This window comes from Priestia sp. ST2 (assembly GCF_055810735.1).
This window is the reverse complement of record NZ_JBVVNT010000004.1, coordinates 559,340-585,182: the sequence shown is the minus strand read 5'-3', so window position 1 is coordinate 585,182 and position 25,843 is coordinate 559,340. Positions and strand designations below refer to the sequence as shown.

At 36.5% G+C, this 25,843-nt stretch carries 29 protein-coding genes; 23 read left to right on the top strand and 6 right to left on the bottom strand.

What is annotated here, in order from left to right:
• The first annotated feature begins 140 nt into the window (after positions 1-140).
• The 7 genes from AC0KUU_RS20445 to AC0KUU_RS20415 all read left to right on the top strand — a co-directional run bounded on the left by AC0KUU_RS20445 (position 141) and on the right by AC0KUU_RS20415 (position 4,306).
• Positions 141-428, top strand: coding sequence for a hypothetical protein (locus AC0KUU_RS20445; RefSeq protein WP_237074330.1), 288 nt, complete (start codon positions 141-143; stop codon positions 426-428).
• A gap of 25 nt (positions 429-453) precedes the next feature.
• Positions 454-1,218, top strand: coding sequence for a membrane protein insertase YidC (yidC, locus tag AC0KUU_RS20440; RefSeq protein WP_322552284.1), 765 nt, complete (start codon positions 454-456; stop codon positions 1,216-1,218).
• Between the two features lie 56 nt (positions 1,219-1,274).
• The gene (locus AC0KUU_RS20435) at positions 1,275-1,514 is read left to right on the top strand and encodes a hypothetical protein (protein WP_043981257.1); all 240 of its coding nucleotides are present in this window, start codon (positions 1,275-1,277) and stop codon (positions 1,512-1,514) included.
• Between the two features lie 288 nt (positions 1,515-1,802).
• Positions 1,803-2,654: an ABC transporter ATP-binding protein gene (locus tag AC0KUU_RS20430; RefSeq protein WP_043981259.1), complete on the top strand. Its 852-nt coding sequence runs from the start codon at positions 1,803-1,805 to the stop codon at positions 2,652-2,654.
• Positions 2,655-3,308 carry an ABC-2 transporter permease gene (locus AC0KUU_RS20425; protein ID WP_043981261.1) on the top strand — a complete coding sequence of 218 codons (654 nt, stop codon included), beginning with the start codon at positions 2,655-2,657 and terminating at the stop codon, positions 3,306-3,308.
• Positions 3,309-3,548: 240 nt separating this feature from the next.
• The gene (locus AC0KUU_RS20420; RefSeq protein ID WP_043981263.1) at positions 3,549-3,854 is read left to right on the top strand and encodes a hypothetical protein; all 306 of its coding nucleotides are present in this window, start codon (positions 3,549-3,551) and stop codon (positions 3,852-3,854) included.
• A 242-nt stretch (positions 3,855-4,096) separates the two neighbouring features.
• The gene (locus AC0KUU_RS20415; RefSeq protein WP_165574880.1) at positions 4,097-4,306 is read left to right on the top strand and encodes a hypothetical protein; all 210 of its coding nucleotides are present in this window, start codon (positions 4,097-4,099) and stop codon (positions 4,304-4,306) included.
• A 332-nt stretch (positions 4,307-4,638) separates the two neighbouring features.
• Here the strand turns inward: AC0KUU_RS20415 and AC0KUU_RS20410 are convergent, their stop codons facing one another.
• The gene (locus AC0KUU_RS20410; RefSeq protein ID WP_028409435.1) at positions 4,639-5,685 is read right to left on the bottom strand and encodes a 2,3-butanediol dehydrogenase; all 1,047 of its coding nucleotides are present in this window, start codon (positions 5,683-5,685) and stop codon (positions 4,639-4,641) included.
• Between the two features lie 127 nt (positions 5,686-5,812).
• Here AC0KUU_RS20410 and AC0KUU_RS20405 point away from each other — a divergent pair, with 127 nt between their 5' ends.
• From AC0KUU_RS20405 to AC0KUU_RS20395, 3 genes are all read left to right on the top strand, one after another.
• Positions 5,813-6,718 carry a LysR family transcriptional regulator gene (locus AC0KUU_RS20405; RefSeq protein WP_028409434.1) on the top strand — a complete coding sequence of 302 codons (906 nt, stop codon included), beginning with the start codon at positions 5,813-5,815 and terminating at the stop codon, positions 6,716-6,718.
• A 44-nt stretch (positions 6,719-6,762) separates the two neighbouring features.
• Complete coding sequence (locus tag AC0KUU_RS20400; protein WP_322552283.1) at positions 6,763-7,392, top strand: hypothetical protein; 630 nt, start codon at positions 6,763-6,765, stop codon at positions 7,390-7,392.
• A gap of 499 nt (positions 7,393-7,891) precedes the next feature.
• Complete coding sequence (locus tag AC0KUU_RS20395; protein WP_237074334.1) at positions 7,892-9,154, top strand: SulP family inorganic anion transporter; 1,263 nt, start codon at positions 7,892-7,894, stop codon at positions 9,152-9,154.
• An 88-nt stretch (positions 9,155-9,242) separates the two neighbouring features.
• On the opposite strand, the gene AC0KUU_RS20390 is transcribed toward AC0KUU_RS20395, so the two are convergent.
• Together AC0KUU_RS20390 and AC0KUU_RS20385 are read right to left on the bottom strand one after the other, a co-directional pair.
• Positions 9,243-10,187: a phosphotriesterase family protein gene (locus AC0KUU_RS20390; RefSeq protein ID WP_043981268.1), complete on the bottom strand. Its 945-nt coding sequence runs from the start codon at positions 10,185-10,187 to the stop codon at positions 9,243-9,245.
• A gap of 220 nt (positions 10,188-10,407) precedes the next feature.
• Positions 10,408-10,914, bottom strand: coding sequence for a CcdC protein domain-containing protein (locus tag AC0KUU_RS20385; protein WP_043981270.1), 507 nt, complete (start codon positions 10,912-10,914; stop codon positions 10,408-10,410).
• 259 nt (positions 10,915-11,173) lie between these two features.
• On the opposite strand from AC0KUU_RS20385, the gene AC0KUU_RS20380 reads away from it, so the two are divergent.
• The 11 genes from AC0KUU_RS20380 (at position 11,174) to AC0KUU_RS20330 (ending at position 20,095) form a co-directional block, all read left to right on the top strand.
• The gene (locus AC0KUU_RS20380; protein WP_277813729.1) at positions 11,174-11,620 is read left to right on the top strand and encodes a helix-turn-helix domain-containing protein; all 447 of its coding nucleotides are present in this window, start codon (positions 11,174-11,176) and stop codon (positions 11,618-11,620) included.
• Between the two features lie 58 nt (positions 11,621-11,678).
• Positions 11,679-11,906 carry a hypothetical protein gene (locus AC0KUU_RS20375; RefSeq protein WP_043981273.1) on the top strand — a complete coding sequence of 76 codons (228 nt, stop codon included), beginning with the start codon at positions 11,679-11,681 and terminating at the stop codon, positions 11,904-11,906.
• A 162-nt stretch (positions 11,907-12,068) separates the two neighbouring features.
• The gene (locus AC0KUU_RS20370; RefSeq protein ID WP_043981275.1) at positions 12,069-12,809 is read left to right on the top strand and encodes a CPBP family intramembrane glutamic endopeptidase; all 741 of its coding nucleotides are present in this window, start codon (positions 12,069-12,071) and stop codon (positions 12,807-12,809) included.
• A 290-nt stretch (positions 12,810-13,099) separates the two neighbouring features.
• Positions 13,100-13,876, top strand: a complete 777-nt coding sequence (locus tag AC0KUU_RS20365; RefSeq protein WP_043981277.1) for an SDR family NAD(P)-dependent oxidoreductase — start codon at positions 13,100-13,102, stop codon at positions 13,874-13,876.
• A 171-nt stretch (positions 13,877-14,047) separates the two neighbouring features.
• Complete coding sequence (locus AC0KUU_RS20360; protein ID WP_043981279.1) at positions 14,048-14,686, top strand: NAD(P)-dependent oxidoreductase; 639 nt, start codon at positions 14,048-14,050, stop codon at positions 14,684-14,686.
• Positions 14,687-14,735: 49 nt separating this feature from the next.
• The gene (locus AC0KUU_RS20355) at positions 14,736-15,017 is read left to right on the top strand and encodes a hypothetical protein (RefSeq protein ID WP_043981280.1); all 282 of its coding nucleotides are present in this window, start codon (positions 14,736-14,738) and stop codon (positions 15,015-15,017) included.
• Positions 15,018-15,054: 37 nt separating this feature from the next.
• Positions 15,055-15,345, top strand: coding sequence for a hypothetical protein (locus AC0KUU_RS20350; protein WP_043981282.1), 291 nt, complete (start codon positions 15,055-15,057; stop codon positions 15,343-15,345).
• Positions 15,346-15,587: 242 nt separating this feature from the next.
• Positions 15,588-16,802, top strand: coding sequence for a threonine synthase (locus AC0KUU_RS20345; RefSeq protein WP_043981283.1), 1,215 nt, complete (start codon positions 15,588-15,590; stop codon positions 16,800-16,802).
• 904 nt (positions 16,803-17,706) lie between these two features.
• Positions 17,707-19,110, top strand: coding sequence for an MFS transporter (locus tag AC0KUU_RS20340; protein ID WP_013084113.1), 1,404 nt, complete (start codon positions 17,707-17,709; stop codon positions 19,108-19,110).
• A gap of 288 nt (positions 19,111-19,398) precedes the next feature.
• The gene (locus AC0KUU_RS20335) at positions 19,399-19,602 is read left to right on the top strand and encodes a cold-shock protein (protein WP_013056405.1); all 204 of its coding nucleotides are present in this window, start codon (positions 19,399-19,401) and stop codon (positions 19,600-19,602) included.
• Between the two features lie 322 nt (positions 19,603-19,924).
• Complete coding sequence (locus AC0KUU_RS20330) at positions 19,925-20,095, top strand: hypothetical protein (protein ID WP_013058097.1); 171 nt, start codon at positions 19,925-19,927, stop codon at positions 20,093-20,095.
• Between the two features lie 183 nt (positions 20,096-20,278).
• Here AC0KUU_RS20330 and AC0KUU_RS20325 read toward each other — a convergent pair whose 3' ends face one another.
• Positions 20,279-20,479, bottom strand: a complete 201-nt coding sequence (locus AC0KUU_RS20325; protein WP_013058096.1) for a cold-shock protein — start codon at positions 20,477-20,479, stop codon at positions 20,279-20,281.
• 290 nt (positions 20,480-20,769) lie between these two features.
• On the opposite strand from AC0KUU_RS20325, the gene AC0KUU_RS20320 reads away from it, so the two are divergent.
• Together AC0KUU_RS20320 and fbp are read left to right on the top strand one after the other, a co-directional pair.
• The gene (locus tag AC0KUU_RS20320) at positions 20,770-21,645 is read left to right on the top strand and encodes a YitT family protein (protein ID WP_013058095.1); all 876 of its coding nucleotides are present in this window, start codon (positions 20,770-20,772) and stop codon (positions 21,643-21,645) included.
• A 782-nt stretch (positions 21,646-22,427) separates the two neighbouring features.
• Positions 22,428-24,356 (top strand): fructose-1,6-bisphosphatase, encoded by a 1,929-nt coding sequence (gene fbp, locus AC0KUU_RS20315; protein ID WP_043981285.1) that lies wholly within the window; start codon positions 22,428-22,430, stop codon positions 24,354-24,356.
• A gap of 57 nt (positions 24,357-24,413) precedes the next feature.
• Here fbp and AC0KUU_RS20310 read toward each other — a convergent pair whose 3' ends face one another.
• Positions 24,414-25,121, bottom strand: coding sequence for a M48 family metallopeptidase (locus AC0KUU_RS20310; protein ID WP_043981286.1), 708 nt, complete (start codon positions 25,119-25,121; stop codon positions 24,414-24,416).
• A gap of 1 nt (position 25,122) precedes the next feature.
• Complete coding sequence (locus AC0KUU_RS20305) at positions 25,123-25,626, bottom strand: YehS family protein (RefSeq protein ID WP_043981287.1); 504 nt, start codon at positions 25,624-25,626, stop codon at positions 25,123-25,125.
• Positions 25,627-25,843 lie beyond the last annotated feature (217 nt).

Below are 25,843 nucleotides of genomic sequence, written 5' to 3'. Positions count from 1 at the left end.
ACAGCTACAAAAAGAAACTTATTTTTTGACTCCTATAAGGAAATCGATTTTGCGGGCTACCTTAGATTAAATCTGCTTCATAAAACATTTAACCTAAATTAAGGAAAATATGATACAATAATCCACAAGGATGTGAAAAAATGGAATTTTTTATACCGGATGCTTTTCTGTATTTATCATTTGCGATTATGACGGCATTCTTTGTGCATGCTGCTATTAAACTAGCTACATTTCAAACAATACATAAGCATGTTTGTCTGCAGCAAAAGGACATGTACCTTATACAAAACGTGAATCTTTTACGCGCTCAGGATCTCATATGCTGCGTGTATTACAAATTTAAATTTATATATTCTGTTCACAGACAAGAAGCAATAGGTGAACAAGATGATGAAGGTCCTCATTCGCCAGTATTTTTTTTCGTTTAACTAAAAAAATACTGGAGGAATACAAATGTTAAAACATAAAAACAAGCTTTTCTTTATTTTTGTTTCCATTTTTCTACTTGCCGGCTGTGATTTATCAAACGTGATTCAAAGTTCGCACACTCACTTTTTTGATCACTATTTTATTTATCCTTTTTCACTGCTCATTTTGTTTATAGGAAATACGTGGCTTCATCAAAGTATTGGTTTTTCAATTATGCTTGTGACGGTTGGCGTACGTATGCTGCTGGCGCCTTTAAACATTCTTCAATATAAAAATCAGCTGAGCAATAAACGCATACAGCCTCAGCTTCAAGAGCTAAAAGAGAAGTACAAAGATAAAGATCCTGAGAGTCAGCAGCAATATCAGCGTGAAATGATGAAACTGCTTAAAGAAAATGGAGCCAATCCTCTTATGGGATGCCTTCCTTTACTTGTTCAGCTTCCTGTCTTTTCAATCGTGTACTACGCGATTAGACGAATAGATGAAATTAGCGCATCATCTTTTTTGTGGCTTGACTTAGGACATGCAGATCCGTATTTTATTCTTCCAATCGCGGCGGCAGTTGCTACGTACTTACAGTCAAAAGTTATGCAAAGTGATGTAGAAGGAATGAATCAATCGCACGTGGTGTTATCTCGAATTCTTTCGCCCCTCATGGTGCTTTCATTTGGAATATTTTCACCGTCCGGTCTCGTTTTATACTGGATGACGGGAAGTTTGTTTATGATTTTTCAGTCTCTTGTATTAAAGAAGTTTTTTCAAGAAAAGGCAGTGTTTGAAGTGGAATAAAGAAACTAAGAGGTTGCTCCGTTGGGATTAGCCTTTTAATGAAAGGAGGGGGTACAGTGAAGAAATACATCATTTCATTCGGCGTAACATTTGGCACGATAGCACTTTTGTTTTTTATCGGAAACACATTTCATATTTCGTTACTGTCAGTTCAGTGGATTTATGTAAATGAACCGGAAAATTTTCAAATGGAAGCAAAAGGCGGTTTAATACCGGTAGCCCTTGGACTTATTCTTGGTTTTATAACCGACTGCGTATTAAGTGAAAAAGAAAAAAAGCAGGGTCATCAATTATAGTGAAGAAAAAAGGATCTTATATAGCAGATCCTTTTTTTTATTTGTGCTTTCAATAAGTGAATATAATAGTACAGGCAGATGTTGTCATACATATTACGGTCATCAAAAACAAACGAAGGGGCAGCAAACCTTTATGTTATCATCGACTTTTTATAGTTTACTAGCTATAATTGGTATTAAATAGTCATTTTTGTAAATAAAAGGTGATTTCGTGTGCCGTCAAAATGGCTAAATCAGTTACTTTCTATGATTACACCTAACTACTAATAGAGAAAGTGAAGTGAGCAAATGACAAATCTTTTAGAAGTTAGAAACATGGCAAAATCGTTTGGCCAAAATGAGGTTTTAAAAGATGTTTCATTTCATGTACCTCCTGGATCGATTGTGGGATTTATTGGTGATAACGGAGCAGGGAAATCTACGACGTTTAAAGCAGTACTAGGATTAATTTCGAGAGATAGCGGAACTGTAGAAATATTTGGTGAAGACAATTTGAATACAGATGCCGCGATTAAAGAAGATATTGGAGTCGTGTTTGATGCGATTAATCTGCCGGTTTCTTTAACGATAAAACAGTTAAACAACGTTTTTAAGAAACTATTTAATTCTTGGGAAGAAGCTGATTTTTACCGGTTGATTCATTCTTTTTCACTGCCGGAAGATAAAAAAATACATACGTTTTCACGCGGCATGTCGATGAAATTATCTCTAGCGGTAGCGCTGTCTCATCGTGCTAAATTATTGCTGTTAGATGAAGCGACAGGAGGATTGGATCCTTCGTCTAGAGAGCAAATACTAGATGAATTAAAAGCATTTGTCAGCGATGGAAACAGCGGAATATTGCTTTCGTCTCACATTATGAGCGATGTCGAAAAAATAGCGAGCCACCTTGTTGTGATTAAAAACGGTGAGGTTTTATTAAATGAAGAAAAAGAGAAAGTTTTTCAGGAGTATGCAATTGCCGTTATGAATGAAGAACAGCTGAACTTACTTCCAGAAGATGTAATAGTGGCAAAAAGAACGTATGATACGTCTATCCGCGTATTAGTATCAGATAAGCATCAGCTGCCAGATGAAACTATAACTGAACCGATGTCTATGGAAGAACTAAGTGTGCTTTTAACGAGGAGTGAAACGTAAATGAGAGGTCTATTGTTAACGAACTACTACCTCATTCACCGAAGCTTTTTGACGTACACAGGGCTTGCGATAGTTATTTCTGCGGTCATCTTTTATTTTGCGGATCCTTCATTTTACCGTATTATAGCGATGTTAATTATTTTATTAATGGCAATGCCAGCGCTTGAAGTGATCAAATTAGAAAGTAAGACCGGCTATGACAAATACGTGCTTACTCTTCCGATTAGTCGAAAAAATGTGGTGCAGAGTCACTATGTTTTTTATTTTTTAATTGTCGTCAGCGGAACCATCTTATCCTATGGTGTTTTTTCAATGTATTCGCTTATTTCCCAGAGTGCAGTAGAGGATATAATAAATATCGTTTCGTTTGGTACATTTATCGTACTTTTTGCTGGTGCAATTGCTTATCCGCTTCTTTACCTATTCGGAGCAGAGAAATCTGACGGAATAGTACTTGGAGGGGGCATGGGAGGCCTTTTCGTTGCGATTGCTTTACAGGGAGCTGTTGGCTATTTCGTCGAGATATTAGCGGCATCAAGCTTACCGGTTGCTTCTTCTTTGTATGTTCCTATCTTATATACTCTTTTTGGGATGGTAATGTATATTGCTTCTTACTTTATTGCGCTGTCTATCTACCGGAAGAGAGAATTTTAGTATGAATTGATTTTGAAGTAAAGACTACGAAGCGTTCTTTAAGGCTATTTATCAACAAATAATTCAAACAAAAAAACAGCTAGAACATTTGATAAACTAAGTAAACAAGATCTCAAAAATATAACGGATATGATTGGTGATCAAGCTTAAGTGATAAGCACTTTTACAAAAGTTAATTGTGTCCTTTATGCACATGTATTATAGTAAAAGATGCAGTTTTAAAATGAGAAAGGAGATTATATGGGGAATTTGTTTAAACAGGCTTCAAACGTATCAAAAAACGCTTTTATTGCTACACTGATTTTGTATATCATTATTGTAGCATCTTTTATTCCGTCAATTGTATTTGCGGGAGCTTTCTTTGCTATAGTAATTAAAATAGCAGCAGCACTTTTAATCTTAGTAACAATCTTTGGAATGATTTATTCGCTCTTCATTAAAGGCGGTCAAAAATTTCTTTTTTTCCTGTTACATGCCGCTTCTTTATTTATTGTTTTGTTTAGTATCTCTGCTTTTATGCTCGCTAAAAGCGCTGAATTGACATAGTGAAGAGAAATTACATATGCACAAAAGCAGGAGAAATCCTGCTTTTTTTATTTTCGTATGATTTCAAGAGGACTCGTAAGTTCTGGAGAGGCACTGTTGACTATTTGGCTAAACTTGTTTAAGAAGAATATAAGAAGGAAAAGGAAGGAAAAGAAGATGTGATAATTTGGAAATGATCATAACCTTGGAAGCTGGGGGTTTTTCTAACTTTATCCTGTTATAAAAGAGGAGAGATTAATACAATGAAATGGTACAAACATGCGCTCATTCCTTTCGCCATAGGATTTTTAAGTTTTGTATGTTTTATGATTTATAGTAAAGCAGTAGAAAATACGAGTTTTCAGCTGAACCAGGCGCTGTTTATTTCAATTGGTATATGCATTGGTACAGTCCCAGTCTCATTTTTTGTAGAATATCAAAAGAACAAAGAAAATAAAAAGTTTCATAGCTAAGTTATTTACGGAATGGCCCCTAGTTCTTTATTTTGTTGGAAAAGGTGGCGTATTTTATATCTGTCTAGTCCTCATGAACTAACCTATTGATATGTTAGTATTAGATGAAACAACTTTTTTAGGTGTTAAAGCCTGTAATCTATGAAATTCATGTAACTAAGCATCCCATGGATTCGAATGTAATTAAATCAACGGGGATAGTCCTGGAGTTCACTCGTTAATTCTTCTACACTGTCAAATTATGTTGATGGAACTCTGCACAAATCTCGGCTGAATCCTATTAAAGAGCTGAAAAGCCACTAATTACTATCAGTGGCCTAGAGAAATTCTTATTATCGCTGTTCTGATTCAACCAAAATTTTAACTTGGTTTTTTTCCTTAATCAGGCTTTCGAATCCTTCTTCAATTACATCGTCTAGAGCTATCTTTTTCGTTACTAACTTTTCGGCTGAGAAGTATCCTTTTTGCATAAGAGATAATACCGCTGGGAACACGTTACGATAGCCAATGATTCCTTTAACAGTTCGTTCTTTAATTACAATATCATTTGGTAGAATTTCTGCTCCTTTTTCCCATATGCTAACGATAATAGTTTCTCCACCAATTCCTGTAGATTGGATTGCTTGACGTAATACAATAGGTACGCCTGTTACTTCAAAAGATACATCTACGCCACCGTCAGTTAATCTACCAATTTCAGCTACCGTATCTTCAACTTCAGCAGGATTGATGATGATTGCTCCTAATTCTTCTGCTTTCGCTTGTCTTTCTGGAGATAATTCAACTGCATAAATATCGGTTGCACCTGCTGCTTTCAACGCTTCAATGACAAGAAGTCCAATGGGGCCACATCCAAATACAGCAACTTTGTCTCCTGCTTTCACTTTACTTGAACGTACTGCATAAAGAGCTACTGCCGCTGGTTCTACTAGAGCACCTTGTTCATAAGATAAATCATCTGGAAGTTTGAATAAAAGTTCTTCGTCTACAGCAACATATTCACTAAGACCTCCACCGCCTCCGGCTAAACCTAAGAATCCCATTTGTTCATCTAGGTTATAAGCACCTTGGTGTCCATGTGTAGCAAAGATTGGCTCAACTACCACACGATCACCCACTTTATAACGAGTTACACCTTCTCCAATCTCTACTACTTCACCTGAGAATTCATGTCCAAGCGTCACTGGAGCAACCTCATTAGTGAGAGGGTGCGGTCTATCAACTGGAATAAAGATGGGACCGCCTAAGTATTCATGCAAATCACTACCGCAAATTCCACACCATTTAACTTTCATTTTTACCTGACCAGCCTGTACAACCGGTTCATTTATTTCTTCAAGACGAATATCTTTTTGATTATGCCATCTTAGCGCCTTCATATACTACATCTCCTTGTGGCATTTCTTTTACTATACCTATAAGTATACAATCAGATATGCTTATGGTAAATTTAGTTAATATTAACGATTGTTAAGTAATACTTAACTAAAAGAAAAAGAGGGCATTATGAATATTGAACAGTTAAAACATATGGTGGAAATAGATAAAACGGGTTCACTAAAAGAAGCAGCTAATAATCTGCATATTACGTTACCTGCACTAAGCCAATCTATAAAAAATTTAGAGAAAGAACTAAATATAATGATTTTTCATCGTTCTAGAAGAGGATCTATTCCAACTGAAGAAGGTCATAGGTTAATTGAAAAGGCCAATTCTGCTTTATTGAAAATTCAAGAATTTATGGATGAAGCAGAAGCGTATACAAATACAATGAATGGTGAAATAAAGATTGCAACCTACCCAGGACCAATGGAGATTCTCGTTCACTTAATAACAGAAATTAAAAGAGAATATCCGAACATAAAGGCTTCTGTCTATGAAAATAGCACCGAGTATATTATAGATAAAGTTCTAGAGGGGGAGGTAGATGTAGGTTTTATTACTTATACAGAAAAAGAAGAAACAAAGTATCGGAACTTGGTATTTAAAAAGTTATTAGATGGCCATATGGTAGCTGCAGTAAATAAGAAGTCGCCATTAGCCAAACAAACACTCATTACTGAAGAGATGTTGCTCAACCAGCCAATTGTTTTATATAACGATAAATATATTCAGGAATTTATGAAAGGTTTTAGTTCATTACCATTTGATATCTTGTTTACTACCAATAATGTAGATACAATTCGTAATACATTGGAAAATAATACGGCAATAAATATAGGATTTGACTACGCATTTAAAACAGATGCCGGCTTATCTAGAAGTGATCAATATGTAGTCGTTAACTTTGCTCCTCCGCATTACAAAACTTATTCTTTTGGCTACTTTTATAACGCTAATAATGGTCTTTCTAGAATAATAAGAGAATTCTTAAAGCGGATTCATAGAACTATAGTAAATAACGAATTATAAAGAATGAAGGTTAAAAAAGAATTATTTCAGAGAGAAGGAAATGTGTGAAACGTCATTTAACCTTAATTTTATCGTTATGTAGTAGTTTACTTGTTTTTTTATTGTCACTGTTTCAATGGGATTTAGATGATCGGATAGGGAAATACGTAAGTCCGTATATATGGTTATTCTTTGTCATTCCTTTCTTTTTACTACTAACGCTGTGGACAGGAATTTATCTGTTTAGCAGTAGAAAGTGGCTGCCTTTAGTCATTCAAGTGATAACCGTTGTGCTGTGGTTCTTCATTCCGTTTGAGCAGCTTAATTTAGACATAAACTTTAAACTCCATCAGCAGAAGAGAGAAGAAGTGGCAGCTAAAATACAAAAAGGTATCCTGAAACCGGATGAAGCCAACTACCCATCGTTCAATTTTTTACCCAATGAACCCGACCTCTCATCTCTAGTTGATTTACCGAAAGAGTACGTGAGCGTATCTAGAGGTCGAGATGAGGTCGCAGTAGAAACCAAAGGAGAGGCAACCTCCGTACTTTTCTTTACAAATCTTGGGCTCTTCGGCCATTTCTCAGGTTTTGTGTATGACCCACACAACCGTAAACCTTCATCAGGCGATTTTGGTCTGAAGTTTGATGAAATAGAAAAGACCCACAAGAACTGGTATTATATATCTTTTTAGGATTCCGATAACGTGTTTTATAGTAACTATGATATGTCAACACTAAACGAGACAACTTTTTTAAAGTGTTCAAGTTTGTGATCAATACCACTTATGCAACCAAGCGCCCTATGGATTCGAATATAGTTAAACCAATGGAGGTAGCCCTGTCGTCTATTCGACCTTAAAAATTCTCCCCAACTAAGTACAGTCTAGCCACATCGACTCTATAGCTACTATAGGGTCTAACTGTCTTGGCTGATATATAGAAATATAGGTTTTACCTAATTTCATCTAAAAAAATAACTAAAAGAATAAATAACGCAAATTTTTAAGAAAATTTTAATAACTCGCTAAGAAACTTCTAATTTCCTCTTTATTTTTTTGTAAGTTGTCTCCTTTAAAATAAAAGTAATCGAGTAGCCCACCTTATTTTGAATGGTTGAAAGCTCAATAAGGTTGTATGACGAAAATACGAATGGGTAACCTCACTACTTAAAATGGAGGCTGATGTACACTTATGAATCTAGAGGTTTTTCGAAATTACTCCTTGCAGCATTTGAAGAAAGATATACTATCGGGTATTGTTGTTGGCATTATAGCTATACCTTTAGGGTTAGGATTTGCGATAGCTTCTGGAATATCGCCTGTTACAGGACTTTATACAACGATTGTAGCGGGCTTGCTAATTGCTATTTTAGGTGGATGTAGGTTTCAAATCGCGGGACCTACCGGTGCATTTGTTCCTGTTTTATTAGGGATTGTGTTGCAATATGGCTATGAAAACTTATTAATTGCCGGCTTTATGTCTGGAATTCTCCTTATTATCTTTGCGCTATGTAAAGTAGGAGCTTTAATCAAGTATTTTCCGCCCTCTATTATTATAGGATTTCAGTCGGGAATCGCGCTGATTATCTTTAGCGGGCAGATACCAAACTTCCTTGGGTTGCACGCGATTGACAAATTTCAGTTTTTTCATTTGAATATAAAAGAGATCTTTGGTAATTTACACTTCATCAGCATCTATAGTATCGCTACAGCAGGATTGTGCTTAGCTACGATTTTAATTGTTCTTTACTTTTCGCCTAAGTCGCTGGGAATGTCTTATTTACTTGGAATTATTGTATCAACGGGCTTGGCATCTTTTTTCTTTGCAAATCAGTTTGAAACCATTGGTTCCATTTACGGAGAGATACCTCGTCATTTCCCGGCGCCAGCGTTTCCAGATATAACAGTGGAGAGGGTGGTCACTCTTTTACCTTCTGCATTTGTCATTGCTATACTTGTAGGGTTACAATCTTTACTGACAGCTCGCGTTGCAGATGAAATGACAAAATCAAAGCACAGCAGCAAAAAAGAACTGATTGGCCAGGGAATCGTAAACATGGTAACGCCGATGTTTTCAGGTATTCCCGCAGCAGGAGAAATTGCAAGAACGGTTACCAATATTAAAAACGGCGCTTCCTCTCCAATTGCAGGAATCACGCACGCTATCTTTGTGTTGATTGTGCTGCTAGTGCTCGCTCCGTACGCTTCATACGTGGCGCTTGCCAGTCTCGCTCCAGTTTTGATGGTCGTAGCGTGGAATATAAGTAAAAAAGAACAGTTTGCAAAAGTGATAAAAGAAAGATCATTTCATTCGCTGGTTTTACTCACGACTTTTTTGTTAACGGTATTTACAAATTTGACAGTAGGAATAGCCGTTGGATTATGCCTGTGTGGTGTACACTTTATGGTGAAAAAGAGTCAAGAAAAACAAAAGCTATTAAGAAAAACTGGTTAATGTAAGCATATAAAATAATACGCGTAAAAACCCCCGCTGTAGGCTTAGACAGTGGGGGTTTTAGTAGTAATGAAAAAGACTATCTCAATTACTTTCCTTCAAACCAACAGCGGGCGTTATCAAAAAGCATGTGCTGAATCTGCTGTTCGGTTACGCCTTTTCTTTTTAATTCCGGCACGACTTCTTCTAACACAAAGCTCATTGACCATTTTGGAAAACGTTCTTCAATTACGCCTTCTGGAAACCAGTCCATTGTACAGCAGTAGTCTTGTGATAGAAACATGCGGTTTGAGTATCCTTGTTTGGCTAACTCAATGACCGTGTTATTTCTATTTTCAGTTGAACATTCTCTTGTCAAACCGTAGCGGTCCATTCCGATAAAAGCCCCTTGTTTTAAAATATTTGAAATATATTCAAGGTTATCCGTATCTCCCGTATGTCCAATCAGAATTTGATTCGGATTAGCGCCTTCATCCAGTAAGATATCAAGCTGCTTTAAGCCTGTGCCGCTTGCAGGGTGTGAATGGGTCATAATCGGCACGCCCGTTTTTTTATGAGCGCGTGCGACGGCACGCATTACTTTTTCTACATCGGCCGTTACGCCAGGTGCATCTGTAGCGCATTTTAAAAAGCCTGCTTTAATCGACGTGTTTTGAATGCCGACTTCGATATCTCGAACAAACAGATCTGCCATATAGTCAATGCTACGAGTTTGAAAATGGGTAGGGATGTAGTTATACGTATAAATTCCCGTAGCTGCGATGATTTGAGTGTCCGTTTCACGGGCAATTTTTTCAATAAAACGAATATCTCGCCCCTGTTCCATCACCGTAGGATCACAGATGGTTTTGACTCCGAGCTTCTTTGCGCGATTTACTTGTTCGACTGCTTTTGCGATTTCTTTTTTTTCATTATATAAATGAGGAAACTGTGCGTGAACAGATTCAGAACGAACGCGCATATGCTCATGGATTAACGTTAGCCCTAGTTCTGACGCGTTGACTGGGCCTGTTACAGAATTGATAAATGTCATAGTATGATTCCTTTCATAATCTACCTGTAAATCAAACAGTGGATGACCAGGTACATTTTTAATTTAATCTGTTTTATTTTTATATATAGACTACCGTTATAAAAAACACATATTGCATTATACAACATATTTATTGTCTTACACAACAGGCGGTACTTTTACTCCCTATGACAAAAAATCCTTCTTTCCAAGCAGAAAGAAGGACCATTCATATTGATGATTACCCAGCATTTACGCTGTAATTATCACCGTTTAATTTACGAAATTTTAGATAGCTGCCAACTCTCCAAATAACAATATATATAAAGGCTAGCGTCATCGTTAAGACCGCGAAGTCTATCGAATCTAACCCTTTAAAGTACTGGCTCAAAGCCATTCTTATGAAGATAATAGCAATAATCACATATTTAAAATTTTTATTTGGCTTTGAGTAAATGAAGCCGTCTTCTCTTACTTCATAGTCCGTTTGGCTAAGCATAATAAGTCCAAATATAACACCTAATACACCAGCAATCAGCATTTCCCAGTAGGGTGGTAAGTGAAAGGGCTGGCCCGGTATGTGCATCAGCTGACTTAGACTAAGGGAAAATGCAATCAATATGAAAAAAATAGGTGCTAATATACCAAGTCCATTCTTTTTAATGGGCTTATTTTTCTTTTTCATCTTTCTCCAAATAATGAGTCCAATAAGAGCCATAACAAATATATAAATAAGCAGCATTTCCATCGTTATTTTGCCTCCTTTTTTATTTCTACGTTCGTACAATCCACTATTTAGTATAAACAATAAAAGGATGGAGATAAAAGTGCATTCTTTCATTTTTTACACATGAGAATTCTCACTATTTTTTATTACCGGCATTTCAGGTTTTGGTATACGCCTTATTAACTGTTTCTTTCATTTTTACCACAATATGTTATAATTGTAGGAAACGAGAAAATGTAGTGCAAGCAAATTTTGTTTACACGCTGCTATAGTCATAGAGGTGAATGGGTTGAGGTTAGGAAATCAGTTACAAAAACTAAGAGAAGAACAAAAAATGTCTCAAGAAGAGGTTGCTAAGCAAGTGGGGGTATCTGTACAAAACATACATAAGTGGGAAAATAATCAGAGCTATCCCGAAATTCAGCATCTTTTAAAGTTAGGGGACATCTATGGAACAACCATTGATGAATTTATTAAAAGTGATGTTGCATTACAAAGCAGAATAAATATTCGGGAAGAGGAAAAAGAAGACGACGATGAACTGCTTCACCCAGGTTTTTATATCGGAATAGGCATCATGTTTCTTGGTACTTTTCTTAGCCTGATTATCGGCAATCTTACAATCACGATGGTAACCAACATGGCTGGAATGCTAATTGCTTGTTTTTATAAAGGTATCTTAAAACTTTTGCGAGATATCAAAAAGGACTTTTACGAACAAGGGTAAAAGAACAAGCTGCGTAAGCTATCCTATGAAATAGTAGAAAAATAATGAGGTGTACCAGGTGAAAGAGTTAAATTTAAATTTTATGACCATATCCTTTTTATGTTTAGTAAGCTATTACTTATTTCGAGTGGGAGCATACGCTTTAGCCAGCAGATATATACACAAAACGCCTGAAGGAAGTATTTCCAATTGGGTACTTAGTGTACTTGTTAGAGGCGGTAAAAAAATGGAGTTCAGTGATTATGTCACGTGGGCAGGGTTTTGTGTATTTTTGTACCTTGTGTAGTTACATTAAAAAAGTAAGGAACTACCTTCTTATTTTAAAAGGAAAAAGCGTTGCTTCACATGGCCTTTGAGCTCAAATGATAAAAGGATGAAAACATATAAAATCCTTAAAACGAATAGTATAGGTTATCAATGAAGCCTAAAGCAGAAAGGTGGCGTAGTGATGATCAAGTCAAAGCTTTTGTGGAAAGTTATTGGCCTAGAAATCTTAGTTATCTTTTGGTTTGTGGTAAACGGTGCATACGTGAGCATGACGCATCCTGCTGCACATTATCTTCAGTTTTTAGGAATCGTCCCTTTGGCGATTGCAATAGTATTTTATCTAACAAAAACAAAAAAGTGGCCGCATTTTTTCTCCTTTCAACAAAACATGTCGTTTAGAACGAGAATCCTGTTTCTTTCTCCGCTTCTTTTGTATTTGCTTATTATCCTCATTGGAAACAAAGGTGTACACGGAAGTTCCATTGCTGATCTTGTTCTTATTTTGCTTACCCAAACTCTAGTCATAGCATTTGTAGAAGAGATGGTATTTAGAGGATTTATCCTTAATCTGCTGTTAGCAAAAAGCTATAAAGTGGCGGTTCTTCTATCATCGTTTCTATTTGCCTTTACGCACAGTTTGAATATACTAAGCGGTCAATCGGTAGCAAATACAATTTTTCAAATTTTATTTGCATTTGTTATTGGGTTGGTGCTGGCTTTGCTGATCGTTAACGGTCAATCGATTGGAATTACGATTGCATTCCACGGCTTAAATAATTTTCTCCAGTTTACAAGCCCTGTCGACGCTAACGATTCTTTCCTTGTTAATTACGCGCTGCTTTTATTTTTAAGCGGATATGCCTTTTATTTATGGAATCGAAAATCTACTTTATCAGTTTCTCAACATCAGATTAGTAGCTAATCAAAAGAGACTGCAACAACAGTATTTTAGTTAAAGAAAAATCTGAACGATGAATGGAGATTCTTGATGGAGAATCAAACTCGTTCGGATTTTTTGTTGTTGTGATGAACGTAGGTTTCGTTTATGTGGGTGGGTGCTTCTAGCGATTGAATTGCTTTAGTTGTGGTCTCACTCTCTTTTTAGAGTTTCGAAGCAGGTATTAATCTATCCAAAACTGAATAACTCTTATGACTAATGCTGCTAAATTTAATTGGTTGAGATCTTATTAAACGCAAAAGGGGGAGAAAGATATGTTTGAAGAAAAGGTAGGTATTATTACGGGTGGAACGTCGGGGATTGGTTTAGCAACAGCGGAATTACTCGCAAAAGAGGGCATGCATGTTGTGATCGCTTCTAGAAATAGTGAAAAAGGAGAAGAAGCTCTTTCTAGATTAAGAAAGTGGTCTCCTCGCTCTCTTTTTATCAAAACCGATGTAACGAATAGTCAAGATGTTAAAAACCTTGTTAGCCAAACATACTCTATATTTGGAAAAATTGACGTGGGCTTTAACAATGCGGCTAACACTGAGGCTTCCTCTAGTGCTACACATGAATTCAAAGAAGAGGACTTTGATCATTTAATTAACGTTACGTTAAAAAGTGTATGGCTTTGTATGAAGTATCAGCTGCAGGTAATGACCAAACAAAACAGCGGTGTAATTGTAAATACATCATCAATGGACGCGATTTTATGCTCAGCGGGGACTGGCGTATATGCGGCTGGAAAAAGCGGTGTGATCGCTTTAACGAAATCAGTTGCTCAGGAATATGGCCATCAAAATATAAGAATTAACTCTTTTTGCCCGGGTGCATTTCGTACGCCTATGTTAGAAGAAAGATTTTCAAATCTATCTTCAGGTGAAAAAGCAAAGCTCAATGAATCCTATCAAAAGCTAAACGCGCTAGGCAGAATTGGTGAGCCGCTTGAAGCGGCAAAAGCAGTAAAGTGGCTTCTTTCGGATGACGCATCTTTTGTTACGGGTCAAAATATTATTGTAGATGGTGGGATTGGATTTAGGTTTGAGTAAGAATAAGTGCTGAAACATAAAAATCTTTTACTATCGAGAGTTAGGTCTCCTTTTTAAAAAGGATTTTAAACGAAAGATTGATAAGATTAAAAGAGTTTATCTCATTCCTTAAATGTGAAAATGGTATAATGTGGTTATTGACTAAGCCTTGTTGCTATGTATATGAAGGGAATGATAGATATAAAAAACACAATTGCGATTATTGGAGGAACTGGAAGGGCAGGTAAATTCTTAGCGAAATCAGCTTTAGAAAAAGGTTATCACGTTCGTATGCTAGTTAGAACTCCGCCAAAACCGTTATTTGACGGCCAAAATATAACTTTAATTCAAGGGGATGCTAGAAATCGAGATGATATTCTTTCTTTACTAAGAGGATGCCAGGCTGTTATCAATACATTTTGTCAGCCTAACAAAGCGGTGCCTTTATATAGCGAAATTACAGCATTAGTTATTCAGACTATGAAAGAGCTCGAAATAAAAAGGTATATTGGGGTAACTGGAGGATCTTTAGATATAGACGGAGATAAAAAATCCGTTCTTAATAAAATAGGAGCTATGGCATTTCGTATTCTGTACTCTGAAATGATGGAAGATAAAAGAAAAGAACTACATCTTCTTCAAGCGAGCAAGTTAGATTGGACGCTTATACGTCTTCCTTTTGTTAAAGAAAATGAAAAATCTAAAGTAATAAAAGAAGATGCATTTGATATGCCGGGACTTAAAATATCTTCTCGTGATATTGCGAGGTTTATGATTGAGCAGCTACATAATCCTTTTTACATAGGTAAAACGCCATTCATATCCAATTAACGAGTTGAATACGTTAAAACGTAATAAAAAGGTATTTAAGGGGATGCTTATGTCGTTCATTCTTAATAATTGTATGGCCATTAGTATCATATTTGTGCTAACCCTTTTTGTAAGTATTGCATTTAATAAAAGAATAGCTTCCCTAGCTATTTCCTTTCTCACTATGTTATTTGGTTTATTTTTACTGTTTTATTCTTTTGCTAAAATAAGCGGGCTTGAGGCGCTAGATATTCAGATAAAAGGGATAATAATTATTGGAGAAGGGTTACTTTTACTCGTTATTACAAGTGCATTCATCTCCGTCCAAGAGGCAAAAAAGAAAACGCTGTAAAGTCAGAAATAAAATAGCTGCTAAAGGCGGTGATGAAATGGCAATTGGAGTTGCGTTAACGGTTTTAGTAGTAGGTCTGATGTTTGCAAGCGGACTAAGTCAAGGAAAATCAGCAAAAAGAAAATATATAGTGTGGGGAACAACAACCATATTGATCATAGCTCCATTCTTTTCATGGGCCGTTTCGATTTTGTTTGCGATTAGCCAGGAAGAAGGTTTTGCGGGAGTTGCATTAATGATGTTATTGTTTCCGTTTTTCTTTTTAATAGGACTTGTTACGCTGTTAATAGGAATCTTTAAGAAAGAAAGTATGAATAAATCTGTTTAGGAACAGGGAGAGAACTATCAAAAGTTCATATCCGCAGATGAGGTAATGATGGGGAAATCTAAAAAAGTAATATAAACAAAGTGGAAAGAAGCCTAAAAACCCTACTATAACAGGGGTTTTTAGGCTTTTATTAATATTCAATAAAATGATGGATAAATCATACCTTACAATTCTGATAAAAATAATATAAATTATAATATATATAGGGTAGTATGTTTACAGAATTTAAAGGAGTGTGTATGATGCCGTTTAGTTATGTTTCTCACTTATATTGTCCTAAATGTAAAAAAGAATATAGTCCAAAAGAAAAACATCAATTATGTGAATGTGGCTCACCTTTATTAGTAGCGTATGATTTAGAGAGACTGAAAGACAATCTAAGTCCAGAAGATGTCCAAAGCAGAGAACCAAATTTATGGAGATATCATGAATTGCTTCCAGTAGAAGATCCAGAAAACGTCGTTTCCTTAGGAGAAGGGATGACTCCGCTTATAAAAATGCCTAAGCTAGGTAAAGAAATGGACATTCCAAACTTATATATGAAAGATGAAGGCATTATTCCAACGGGATCATTTAAAGCTAGAGGCGCCGCTGTAGGGGTGTCAAAAGCAAAAGAACTGGGCGTTGAACAGTTAGCGATGCCTACAAATGGGAATGCCGGAGCCGCTTGGTCGCTTTATTCGTCACGCGCTGACATAAAAGCAACTGTTGTGATGCCAAAAGATGCGCCTGTTATTACACGAAATGAGTGTGCTGTCGCTGGCGCCGACCTTTACTTAGTAGATGGACTCATCAGCGATGCGGGTAAAATTGTCGGTGAAGCTATTAAAGCCGGGGGTCTATATGATGCTTCTACGCTTAAAGAGCCGTACCGAATCGAAGGTAAAAAAACAATGGGCCTGGAAATTGCTGAACAGTTTTCTTGGAATCTTCCTGATGTGATTTTATATCCAACAGGAGGAGGGGTTGGTTTAATCGGCATCTATAAAGCGTTAAATGAATTAAAAGAGCTTGGCTGGATTAAAGGTGATCTTCCTCGTTTAGTTGCGGTACAAGCTGAAAACTGTGCGCCTATTGTAAAAGCATGGAATGAAAGAAAACAAGAATCTGAATTTTGGCCGGATTCTTCAACCATTGCCTTTGGTATTAACGTACCAAAAGCAATCGGAGACTTTCTTGTTTTAGAAGCCGTATACAATACAAATGGATGCGCGATTGCGGTGGACGAAGATAAGATTGTGGAAGAACAAAAAAAGGTTGCGCAGCTTGAAGGTTCGTTTATTTGTCCTGAAGGCGCGGCTACATTTCTAGCTGCACGCCGTTTGCGAGAAGAAGGATGGATCAAAGAAAATGAAACGGTTGTGGCTTTAAATACAGGGCTTGGAGTTAAATATCCAAACACGGTAGATATTGAAGTCCCTGTTTTAGAGCGAAATGGCAGCCTTACTAAAAAATAAAGCGAGTAAAAAAATAGATCTTCTTCTAAGCGAAGGTCTATTTTTTTATGTTAACGCAGATAAAACGTTTACCAAATGTAAAAAAATGTAATAAGTGTGAATCTTTATGTTCAAAACTATATGGGTGTATTTAGGTTTAAAGTTCGTCTTATAGGGTATCTAAGAGAAGAAAGAGAGTATCTTTCTATCCGGAAAAACAGCGTGGTGAGGGAGTGGAGCTGGCATATTACGCGAGTTGAAGAATATGCCAAAAGTAGCACTGTAAACCAGCTTGCTTTTACAGTAGAAAACTTACTTGAAGCCACGAACGATTATACGGAGAAAGGAGTTGAATTTTTATCCCTCGACCCCAGCCAACTCTTAAAGTTTTATTCTATGGACCGAATCATCCATTGCTGCACTTGTTAGAACGAGCTTTATATTTATTTTAAGGCTACATAATTTTTGTAATTGAAACAGGGTATCTATTACAAAAATAAAGCTTATATCTAATGGGTTGTAACAATAATTGTCAGATAACCTGAGTGGAAATTGCTACCAATAACATTGTGAATGCGCTATCTTTAACGACAAGTTACTATTTCAGCGACTGTAATTCCATCGAAAACGATCCCTATTTTAGGTGAAAATCGTTTTTTAAATAGCAATAAATTGTACGTTGAAATAAAAAAAGTTTATTTTGGTTTTAATTCATTTATTTGTTAGCGTTCCTTCCTCAGCATTTTTTGGCTTCAATCCCTTTAGCCATAACCTTTTTTAATATTTAACATCACATGAATAGTTTTTGTTTTTTACTTAAAAATAAAGAGAGTTACAACACATTTAAGTGTGAAATACAGTAAGTCAAATTTGACTTTACTACTCAGTCTTGTATAATCGTATACCGCGGAGGTGACGTAATGAAATGAAGTTTAATAAGAAAAAAATTAACGTCGTAGATATTGACAAAGCTAAAAAAAGCGTCTTTGCTACAGGAGTAGGAAACGCGATGGAATGGTTTGACTTTGGCTTGTACTCATATTTAGCCGTAATTATTAGTCAAAACTTTTTTAGCGCAGTTGAAAATGATCAGCTCAAATTAGTGTTCACATTTGCTACATTTGCGATTGCCTTTTTAATGCGTCCATTAGGCGGTGTTATATTCGGTAGAATTGGGGACAAGTTAGGAAGGAAAGTCGTTTTAACCACTACCATTATTTTAATGGCCTTTTCCACGTTACTTATTGGGTTATTACCTACATATGATCAAATCGGTATATGGGCACCCATCCTTTTATTAATTGCACGAATCATTCAAGGTTTTTCAACTGGTGGTGAATATGCTGGTGCGATGGTGTATATTGCAGAATCGTCTCCAGATAATAAGCGAAATGTGCTTGGAAGTGGACTAGAAATCGGTACACTTGTTGGTTATATTCTTGCTTCACTGCTAGCTAGCTTACTATTTTTTATTCTGTCGGATAAACAAATGGCCTCATGGGGCTGGAGAATTCCCTTCTTATTAGGATTGCCTTTAGGACTTATTGGTTTTTATTTACGAAGAAGTTTAGGGGAAACACCTATTTTTGAAAATGAACTTTCCAATGAAGACGAAGTTGAAGAAGAAAGCTTCCTCTCTATTTTAAAAAATCACAAAAAAGATGTGTTTGTTTGTTTCGTAGCCGTGGCTTTCTTTAACATCACAAACTATATGCTATTATCGTACATGCCTTCTTATTTGAATGAAATTATTGGTTTATCAAACACAGTTGGTACGGTATTAATTACGGCAGTTATGATTTTAATGGTGCCGCTTGCTCTTATGTTTGGAAAACTGAGCGACAAAATCGGAAACAAGAAAGTTTTCTTAATCGGTTTAGGCGGATTGAGCTTACTGTCAGCCTTTTCGTTCTATTTAATCAACTTAAATGGTTTAGTATTTGTTTCAATCGGTATTCTTATTCTAGGTGTTTTACTTGCTACGTATGAAGGAACAATGCCAGGAACGCTGCCAACAATGTTCTACACAGATATTCGCTACCGTACATTAGCGATCACGTTTAATGTTTCAGTTTCTATCTTTGGTGGAACGACGCCATTGGTTGCGACATGGTTAGTTCACGCAACGGGCAATCACTTGGCTCCAGCGTTCTATTTAACGATTGTGAGCATCATCGGATTTTTCGTGATTTTATTCTTGTTTGCGAACACGGCAGGAAAATCACTCAAAGGTTCATACCCAACGGTTGCTTCTAAATCTGAATACAATGAAGCCGTTGAAAATCCAAAAGATTCATTATGGTGGCACACAGAGCAAACAGAAAAATAAAGTAAATAAACAGCAGCTGCATTAACTGCTGCGCAAAATATGAACACTTAAAAAGAGCCTTCTCCTTGTATCGCATAGAGAAGGCTCTTTTTATGATTCAATCATTTATCCCATTCCCTGTATTTGCTATCTTTGATTCTGTATGTTACGATTAAGTTAATTATTTTTGTTCGGTATAAGATTGAGAGAAGAGAAATGTCTTCCATAGAATTTTTTATCTTAAGATAGTATGGTTGGACAAGGGTAGTAATACAAGCGTGGAGTATTCCACACCAGGAGGCAACAATTATGGAACAAGGTACAGTGAAATGGTTTAATGCAGACAAAGGCTTCGGCTTTATCGAAATTGAAGGCGGAGACGATGTATTCGTACATTTCAGCTCTATTCAAGGTGAAGGCTTTAAATCATTAGAAGAAGGTCAAAAAGTAACGTTTGACATCGAACAAGGCCAACGTGGAGCACAAGCTGCTAACGTTCATAAAGTAGCATAATTAAAACTAAAAAAGACTCCACATAGGGGTCTTTTTGCTTTGGATTTTAATAATTTAAAAAGATTACTTAAAAAATAAGTAGAGACATTTGTGACAGAATGCTATTAATGAAGGTTTACCTATATGTAAAATGCCGTGTCGCAAAAAAAGAGAAAACCCCCCCTTATGGTTATAGAACTGTATGCCTTAGGAGTACACATACGCCTGAAGGTATCAAAAGTAACTAACCTTCGCTGGATTAGCCTTAAGAGATGCACATTATATTTCCCGATAAATAAAGTTAAAAATTTGATTATTTTTGATAGGAGAGAGGATGAGGGATATGAGTATAAGCTTATTTTCCAATGGAGAAATTGTAAATATAAAAGCATCTAATGAAAGAGTGATCATCTTAAAAAGCCATTATGTAAAAAACATGAAAAGATACTCTTATACAGTGGATAAATATCCAAGTACGTTTTTCTTTGAAGAAGAATTAATGAAACATGAATAAATATTGATTTATAGTTTGGATTTTGTCTATACTATGCTATACTGAATTTACCATTTGTATTACCGATTACTATTTTTGTATTAATAAGCCCTATTCCTCAGTGGATAGGGTTTTATTATGACATTTTCAAGGAAATGAAAAAGACAGACTCCAAGGAGTCTGTCTTTTTATATTTATGATGGATTACGCTTTTTGAACGTTAGAAGCTTGAGGGCCGCGTTGACCTTGTTCTACGTCAAATGTAACTGCTTGACCTTCGTCTAAAGATTTGAAGCCTTCGCTTTGGATTGCTGAGAAATGTACAAATACATCGTCTCCGTTTTCGCGTTCGATGAATCCAAAACCTTTTTCTGCGTTAAACCATTTTACTTTACCTTGTTCCATAATTGTTGCCTCCTAGTGTGACACGCACACATTGTGTTACTATCCTTGCTCAAATCTATAGACGAAAGTTATGTAACTTATCAATCTTTACCGAACAAAAATAATTCTTCTTAAACTTAACAGAAATAGGGACTTATTGCAAGGATAGAGTCTGTACAGCTAGAATTTCTCTTTTCTCTATGTTTGCACTATGTGAGCTGAAAAACGATACGTAAGCCTCCTTAGTTCAAATAAAGAGAATGTTTGTGGTAAACTTAAATAGTAAAAAACATCTAAAAGTGAGGAATTATATGAACACAACTAAAAAACATCACAGGCCTAAGCGGCTAAAAATTGCTTTCCGAGCATTAATGGTTATTATCGGAGGAATTATTGCAGCTTACGGCTTAGAAACTGTCTTAATTCCAAACCATGTTTCAGATGGAGGGGTAACAGGGATTAGCATCGTCGCTTCAAATCTATTTGGCTTGCCACTTGGGGTTCTCATCGCCGTTATCAACATTCCTTTTGTATGGTTAGGATATCAACAAATTGGGAAAAGCTTTGCCATATTTTCCATCCTCGGAATTGTCTCATTAGCTGTCGGTACTAGCCTCATGCATCACACTCCAGCAATTATTGAAGGAGATACACTACTCGTAACCGTTGTTGGCGGTATTATCCTTGGGTTTGGAATGGGAATTGCACTTCGTAACGGCGGGGCCTTAGATGGCATCGATATGCTGGCCGTGCTGCTTTCTCGAAAACTGCCGTTTGGAACAAGTGATCTTATTTTATTCTTAAATGCATTTGTATTTATTTTCGTTTCATTAGTATTTGGTCTGCAAGGCGCGATTCTTTCTGCAATTGCATACTTTATTGCATCCAAAGTTATTCACATCGTAGAAGTAGGGTTAAGCGGATCGAAAACCTTCCAGATTATCACTTCTCAGCCTGCGTTAATGGTAGAGACAATACGTGATCGTTTAGGTCGAAGCGCTACATACAAAGAAGCTTACGGCGGTTATTCTCATGAAAAATTTAAGGAAATCACATGCGTAATCAACCGCTTGGAAGAAAGCAAAATGAAAGAAATTATCAACGAAATTGACCCGACGGCTTTTGTTACGGTATATGACGTAGCGGAAGTTAAAGGCGGTAATTTCAGAAAGAATAATATTCACTAAGCTGAATAAATTACTGCATTTGTACGAACACTCTACAACAACCATCTTTTTCGTTTGAGATGTAGAGAGAAAAACGCAGCATGGCCTATTGCCTGCGCTGCGTTTTTCTTTATTATAAAATCTATTTTCATAAATAGAGTATTCGTATTTTACATTATGTACTTATTGAATATAACTCTTGTTGTTCAGAGAACATTTTTAAAACCGGATATGCTGAAAAAGTGAAACGGTCAAAATTAAGGTAGATAAGGTACCTGAAGATATTAATGTGATGATTTTTCTCTTCATTTAACAAACCCAACAGAAAAAATCTCTGAACATAAAAGAACAGAGATTCAACAGAATGATGACTCTTATATAATACAAAGGATGACTTTTCCTGTCTCAGAAAGGTCATCTTTATCGTACCACCACAAAGGGTCTGGCGCTGTGCGTTTTCTCACAGCCGGGGAAGAAAAAATCTGCTATGGTATAGAGGTCGGAGTAAACTTTCTTAATTATGTGCGCTTCTTTCATATGTATCGAACCTGCTGACTGAGATCAGCAGGTTTTTTTAGTTACCAGCTAGCTGTCATCTTTAAGAGGGCAAGATCGGTTAATCTTTATAGACAAATAGACTTTATACCATTTTACCTATACGTAAAATAGGTTAAAATAAAGAGGTGAGGCATGGAGAGAAAAGAGTTAAATAAGAGGTGCGTAACATTATAATCACAATTTATCTTACAGGATTATAACGGTGATTATATTAAATGGTGAACGTTGAAAGGGGATACATAGTTTTGAACACAAAATATCTAGATTTACTTGCACAAAAGTATGATACGGAAGAAAAAGTGGTAACCGAAATTATTAACCTTGAAGCTATTCTTCATCTGCCAAAGGGGACCGAACATTTTGTCAGTGATTTACACGGCGAATATCAAGCCTTTCAGCACGTGCTGCGAAACGGTTCGGGAAATGTAAAAGAGAAAATTAAAGACCTTTTTAAAAATGTATTATCTGACAAAGAAATCAATGAATTTGCGACATTAGTGTATTATCCTGAAGAAAAACTACCGTTAATTAAAGCGCAGTTTCGAAACAAAAAGGAACTCTATCAATGGTATACAGAAATCATTGATCGTATGCTTAATCTCATTTCGTACGCTTCTTCTAAATACACGCGTTCTAAACTGCGTAAAGCATTGCCAAATCAATTTGTGTACATTATTGAAGAGCTGCTATATAAAACGGATGAATTTACAAATAAAGAACAGTACTATACAAAGATTGTTCAGCAGATTATTTCTCTAGGACAAGCCGATAAGCTTATTATAGGGCTTGCTTATACGACGCAAAGATTGGTTGTGGACCACCTGCACGTAGTAGGGGATATTTATGACCGTGGACCTGAACCGGATAAAATTATGGATACGCTGATTAACTATCACTCCGTTGATATTCAGTGGGGAAATCACGATGTGCTATGGCTAGGGGCTTTTGCGGGTTCGAAAGTGTGTCTTGCCAATATTATTCGTATCTGCGCGAGATACGACAATCTAGATATTATTGAAGACGTATATGGCATTAACCTGAGACCGCTGCTTAACCTGGCGGAGAAATATTATGATGATAATCCCGCTTTTAGACCAAAAGTAAGCTCAAGTGATAAACTATCCGATCACGAGCGACTACAAATTACGAAAATTCATCAGGCCATTGCGATGATTCAATTCAAGCTTGAAAGTCCGATTATAAAAAGACGTCCTTTCTTTAATATGTCAGAAAGGCTGTTGCTTGAAAAAATTGATTATGATAAAAATGAAATTACGATATACGGAAACACGTATCAGCTAGAAAACAGCTGCTTTGCAACGATTAATCCGGCGCAGCCTGATCAGCTATTAGAAGAAGAAGAGCAGGTAATGGAAAGACTGCTGCTTTCTGTGCAGCATTCGGAAAAGCTGGCGAGACATATGAAGTTTCTGATGAAAAAAGGCAGCCTTTATTTGAAATACAACGGAAACTTATTAATACACGGCTGCATTCCTTTAGATGAACAAGGAAACATGGAAAAAATGACGATTGAAGATAAAACGTATGCAGGCCGCAACTTGCTTGATGTGTTTGAACATTATTTGCAAGAGGCTTTTGCCCATCCTGAAGAAACGGATGATTTGGCAACAGATATGGTCTGGTACCTATGGACAGGAGAATATTCATCACTCTTTGGGAAACGCGCAATGACGACGTTTGAAAGATATTTTATAAGTGATAAAACAACGCATAAAGAGAAGAAGAATCCATACTACTATTTACGGGAAAATGAGGAAGTCTGCCGAAACATCCTGGAAGAATTTAAATTAAATCCTGATCATGGTCATATTATTAATGGTCATACGCCAGTCAAAGAAATTGAAGGAGAAAACCCGGTCAAAGCAAATGGAAAGATGATTGTTATTGACGGCGGTTTTTCAAAAGCGTATCAATCCACAACAGGTATCGCTGGCTACACGTTATTATATAATTCTTACGGCATGCAGCTAGTCGCTCATAAACACTTTAATTCAAAAGAAGAGATTTTATTAGAAGGAACGGACGTCTTATCCGTAAAGCGATTGGTTGACAAAGAACTAGAAAGAAAAATGGTTTTAGAAACAAATGTCGGAGAAGAATTGTTAAAAGAAATTTCTATTTTAAAAGATTTACGAAAATATCGCTATAGTTAAAGATAAAAAAAGAGCAGTATGCCTCTGGGGCTCCTGCTCTTTTCTTATTTAGTGGTACTACACCGTCATTTCCCAGCTTGACATTGCCAGCCAGTTCTCTTGTTCACGATAATCGGGCATAATTTTCCCGACAAGACGCCAAAACGACCGGTCGTGATTCATGTGAACCATGTGGCACATTTCATGAACGACTACGTAATCAATGACGTGCTGCGGTGCCATTGCCAGCCGCCAGTTAAAGGTTAGCTGACGCTTGGAATCACACGTGCCCCACGCTTTTTTGCTATCCGAAATCGAAATGGAGCGCGGCTTTGTTTTAAAATGTTTTTGATAGGAGGAGATACTCTTGGTTACTAGCGCTTTACATTGTTGATAGTAAAAGCGTTTGAGCGCTTGTTTTATCGCTTCATCGTCGTGCTGATTGACATAAATCTGAAGCGTGTTCGCTTCAAACACTACAGAATCCTTTGTAATGGTCGAATCGTGATGAATCTGTATCGGATAGTTTTTTCCTACATACAAAAAGCGTTCTCCGTGTTCATAGACTTTTTTCTTTGGTCCATGCGTTCTATCTTTCATTTCGTTTATTTTTTGCTGAATCAATGCCCAGTTGTTCTCTAATAACATCCGTACTTGTTCAGTAGACGTTCCTTTAGGAGCAAGGACTTCGACCGTTCCGTATCCGTCTACTTTAATCGCAAAAGAACTTCGATTTTTATATCGTATTTCATAATGGATACTCTGATTTGAAAAAGTGTGTATCATTTTATCCTCTATATTGTACGGTTAAGCCTCTTAGGAATTTTCGTGCAAAATTCTCTTTGCACGGTTTGTAATTTTTGTGGCCTTTTTTTCGTAATAAAGCACCTAATTCTGCTTTAGATACACGTATGCCACCGTCGTCGAATACTTCTAACATCTCTTCACTGGTTAGGGACAAAGCAATTTTTACTTTCTTTAATAAGACGTTATACATATTTTGATTGCTTTGAACCGGCGCTGGAGGTGCTTGCCCTGGTTTAGGGTCTTGTTCTCCTCTTTTAAAGGTAATAAAACCGTTTAAAAACGAATCTAACATATTGTTACTGCACGTGATGTGTTCGTCCTCATGAACTGCATCCTCGTCTTCTTCGTCCGGCGTTCTCGTAAGGATCTTTAATACGTCTTCTTTTGTTACGTCTACTCCGCCAAGATTAAAGATCTCTACCATTTCTGTATTTTTTAAATCCAAGGCATATCGTAATCTAATTAAAATATCGTTATTATCCATTCTTGCTCCTCCTATAACTTGCTTGCTGTATGTAAAAATCATGACTGCCACAATCTGAACGAACTTGGTCAATATCAGTACAATTATAGTAACAGGTTCCGCTGGAATTCTAGGTTATTCCATTCATTTCTACAAACATATAACTTCTCATATTTATCAGCCTTCGTCAACTCTTGAAAAAGAACGATTTGCTCATATTATGCCCGAACAGACTCTT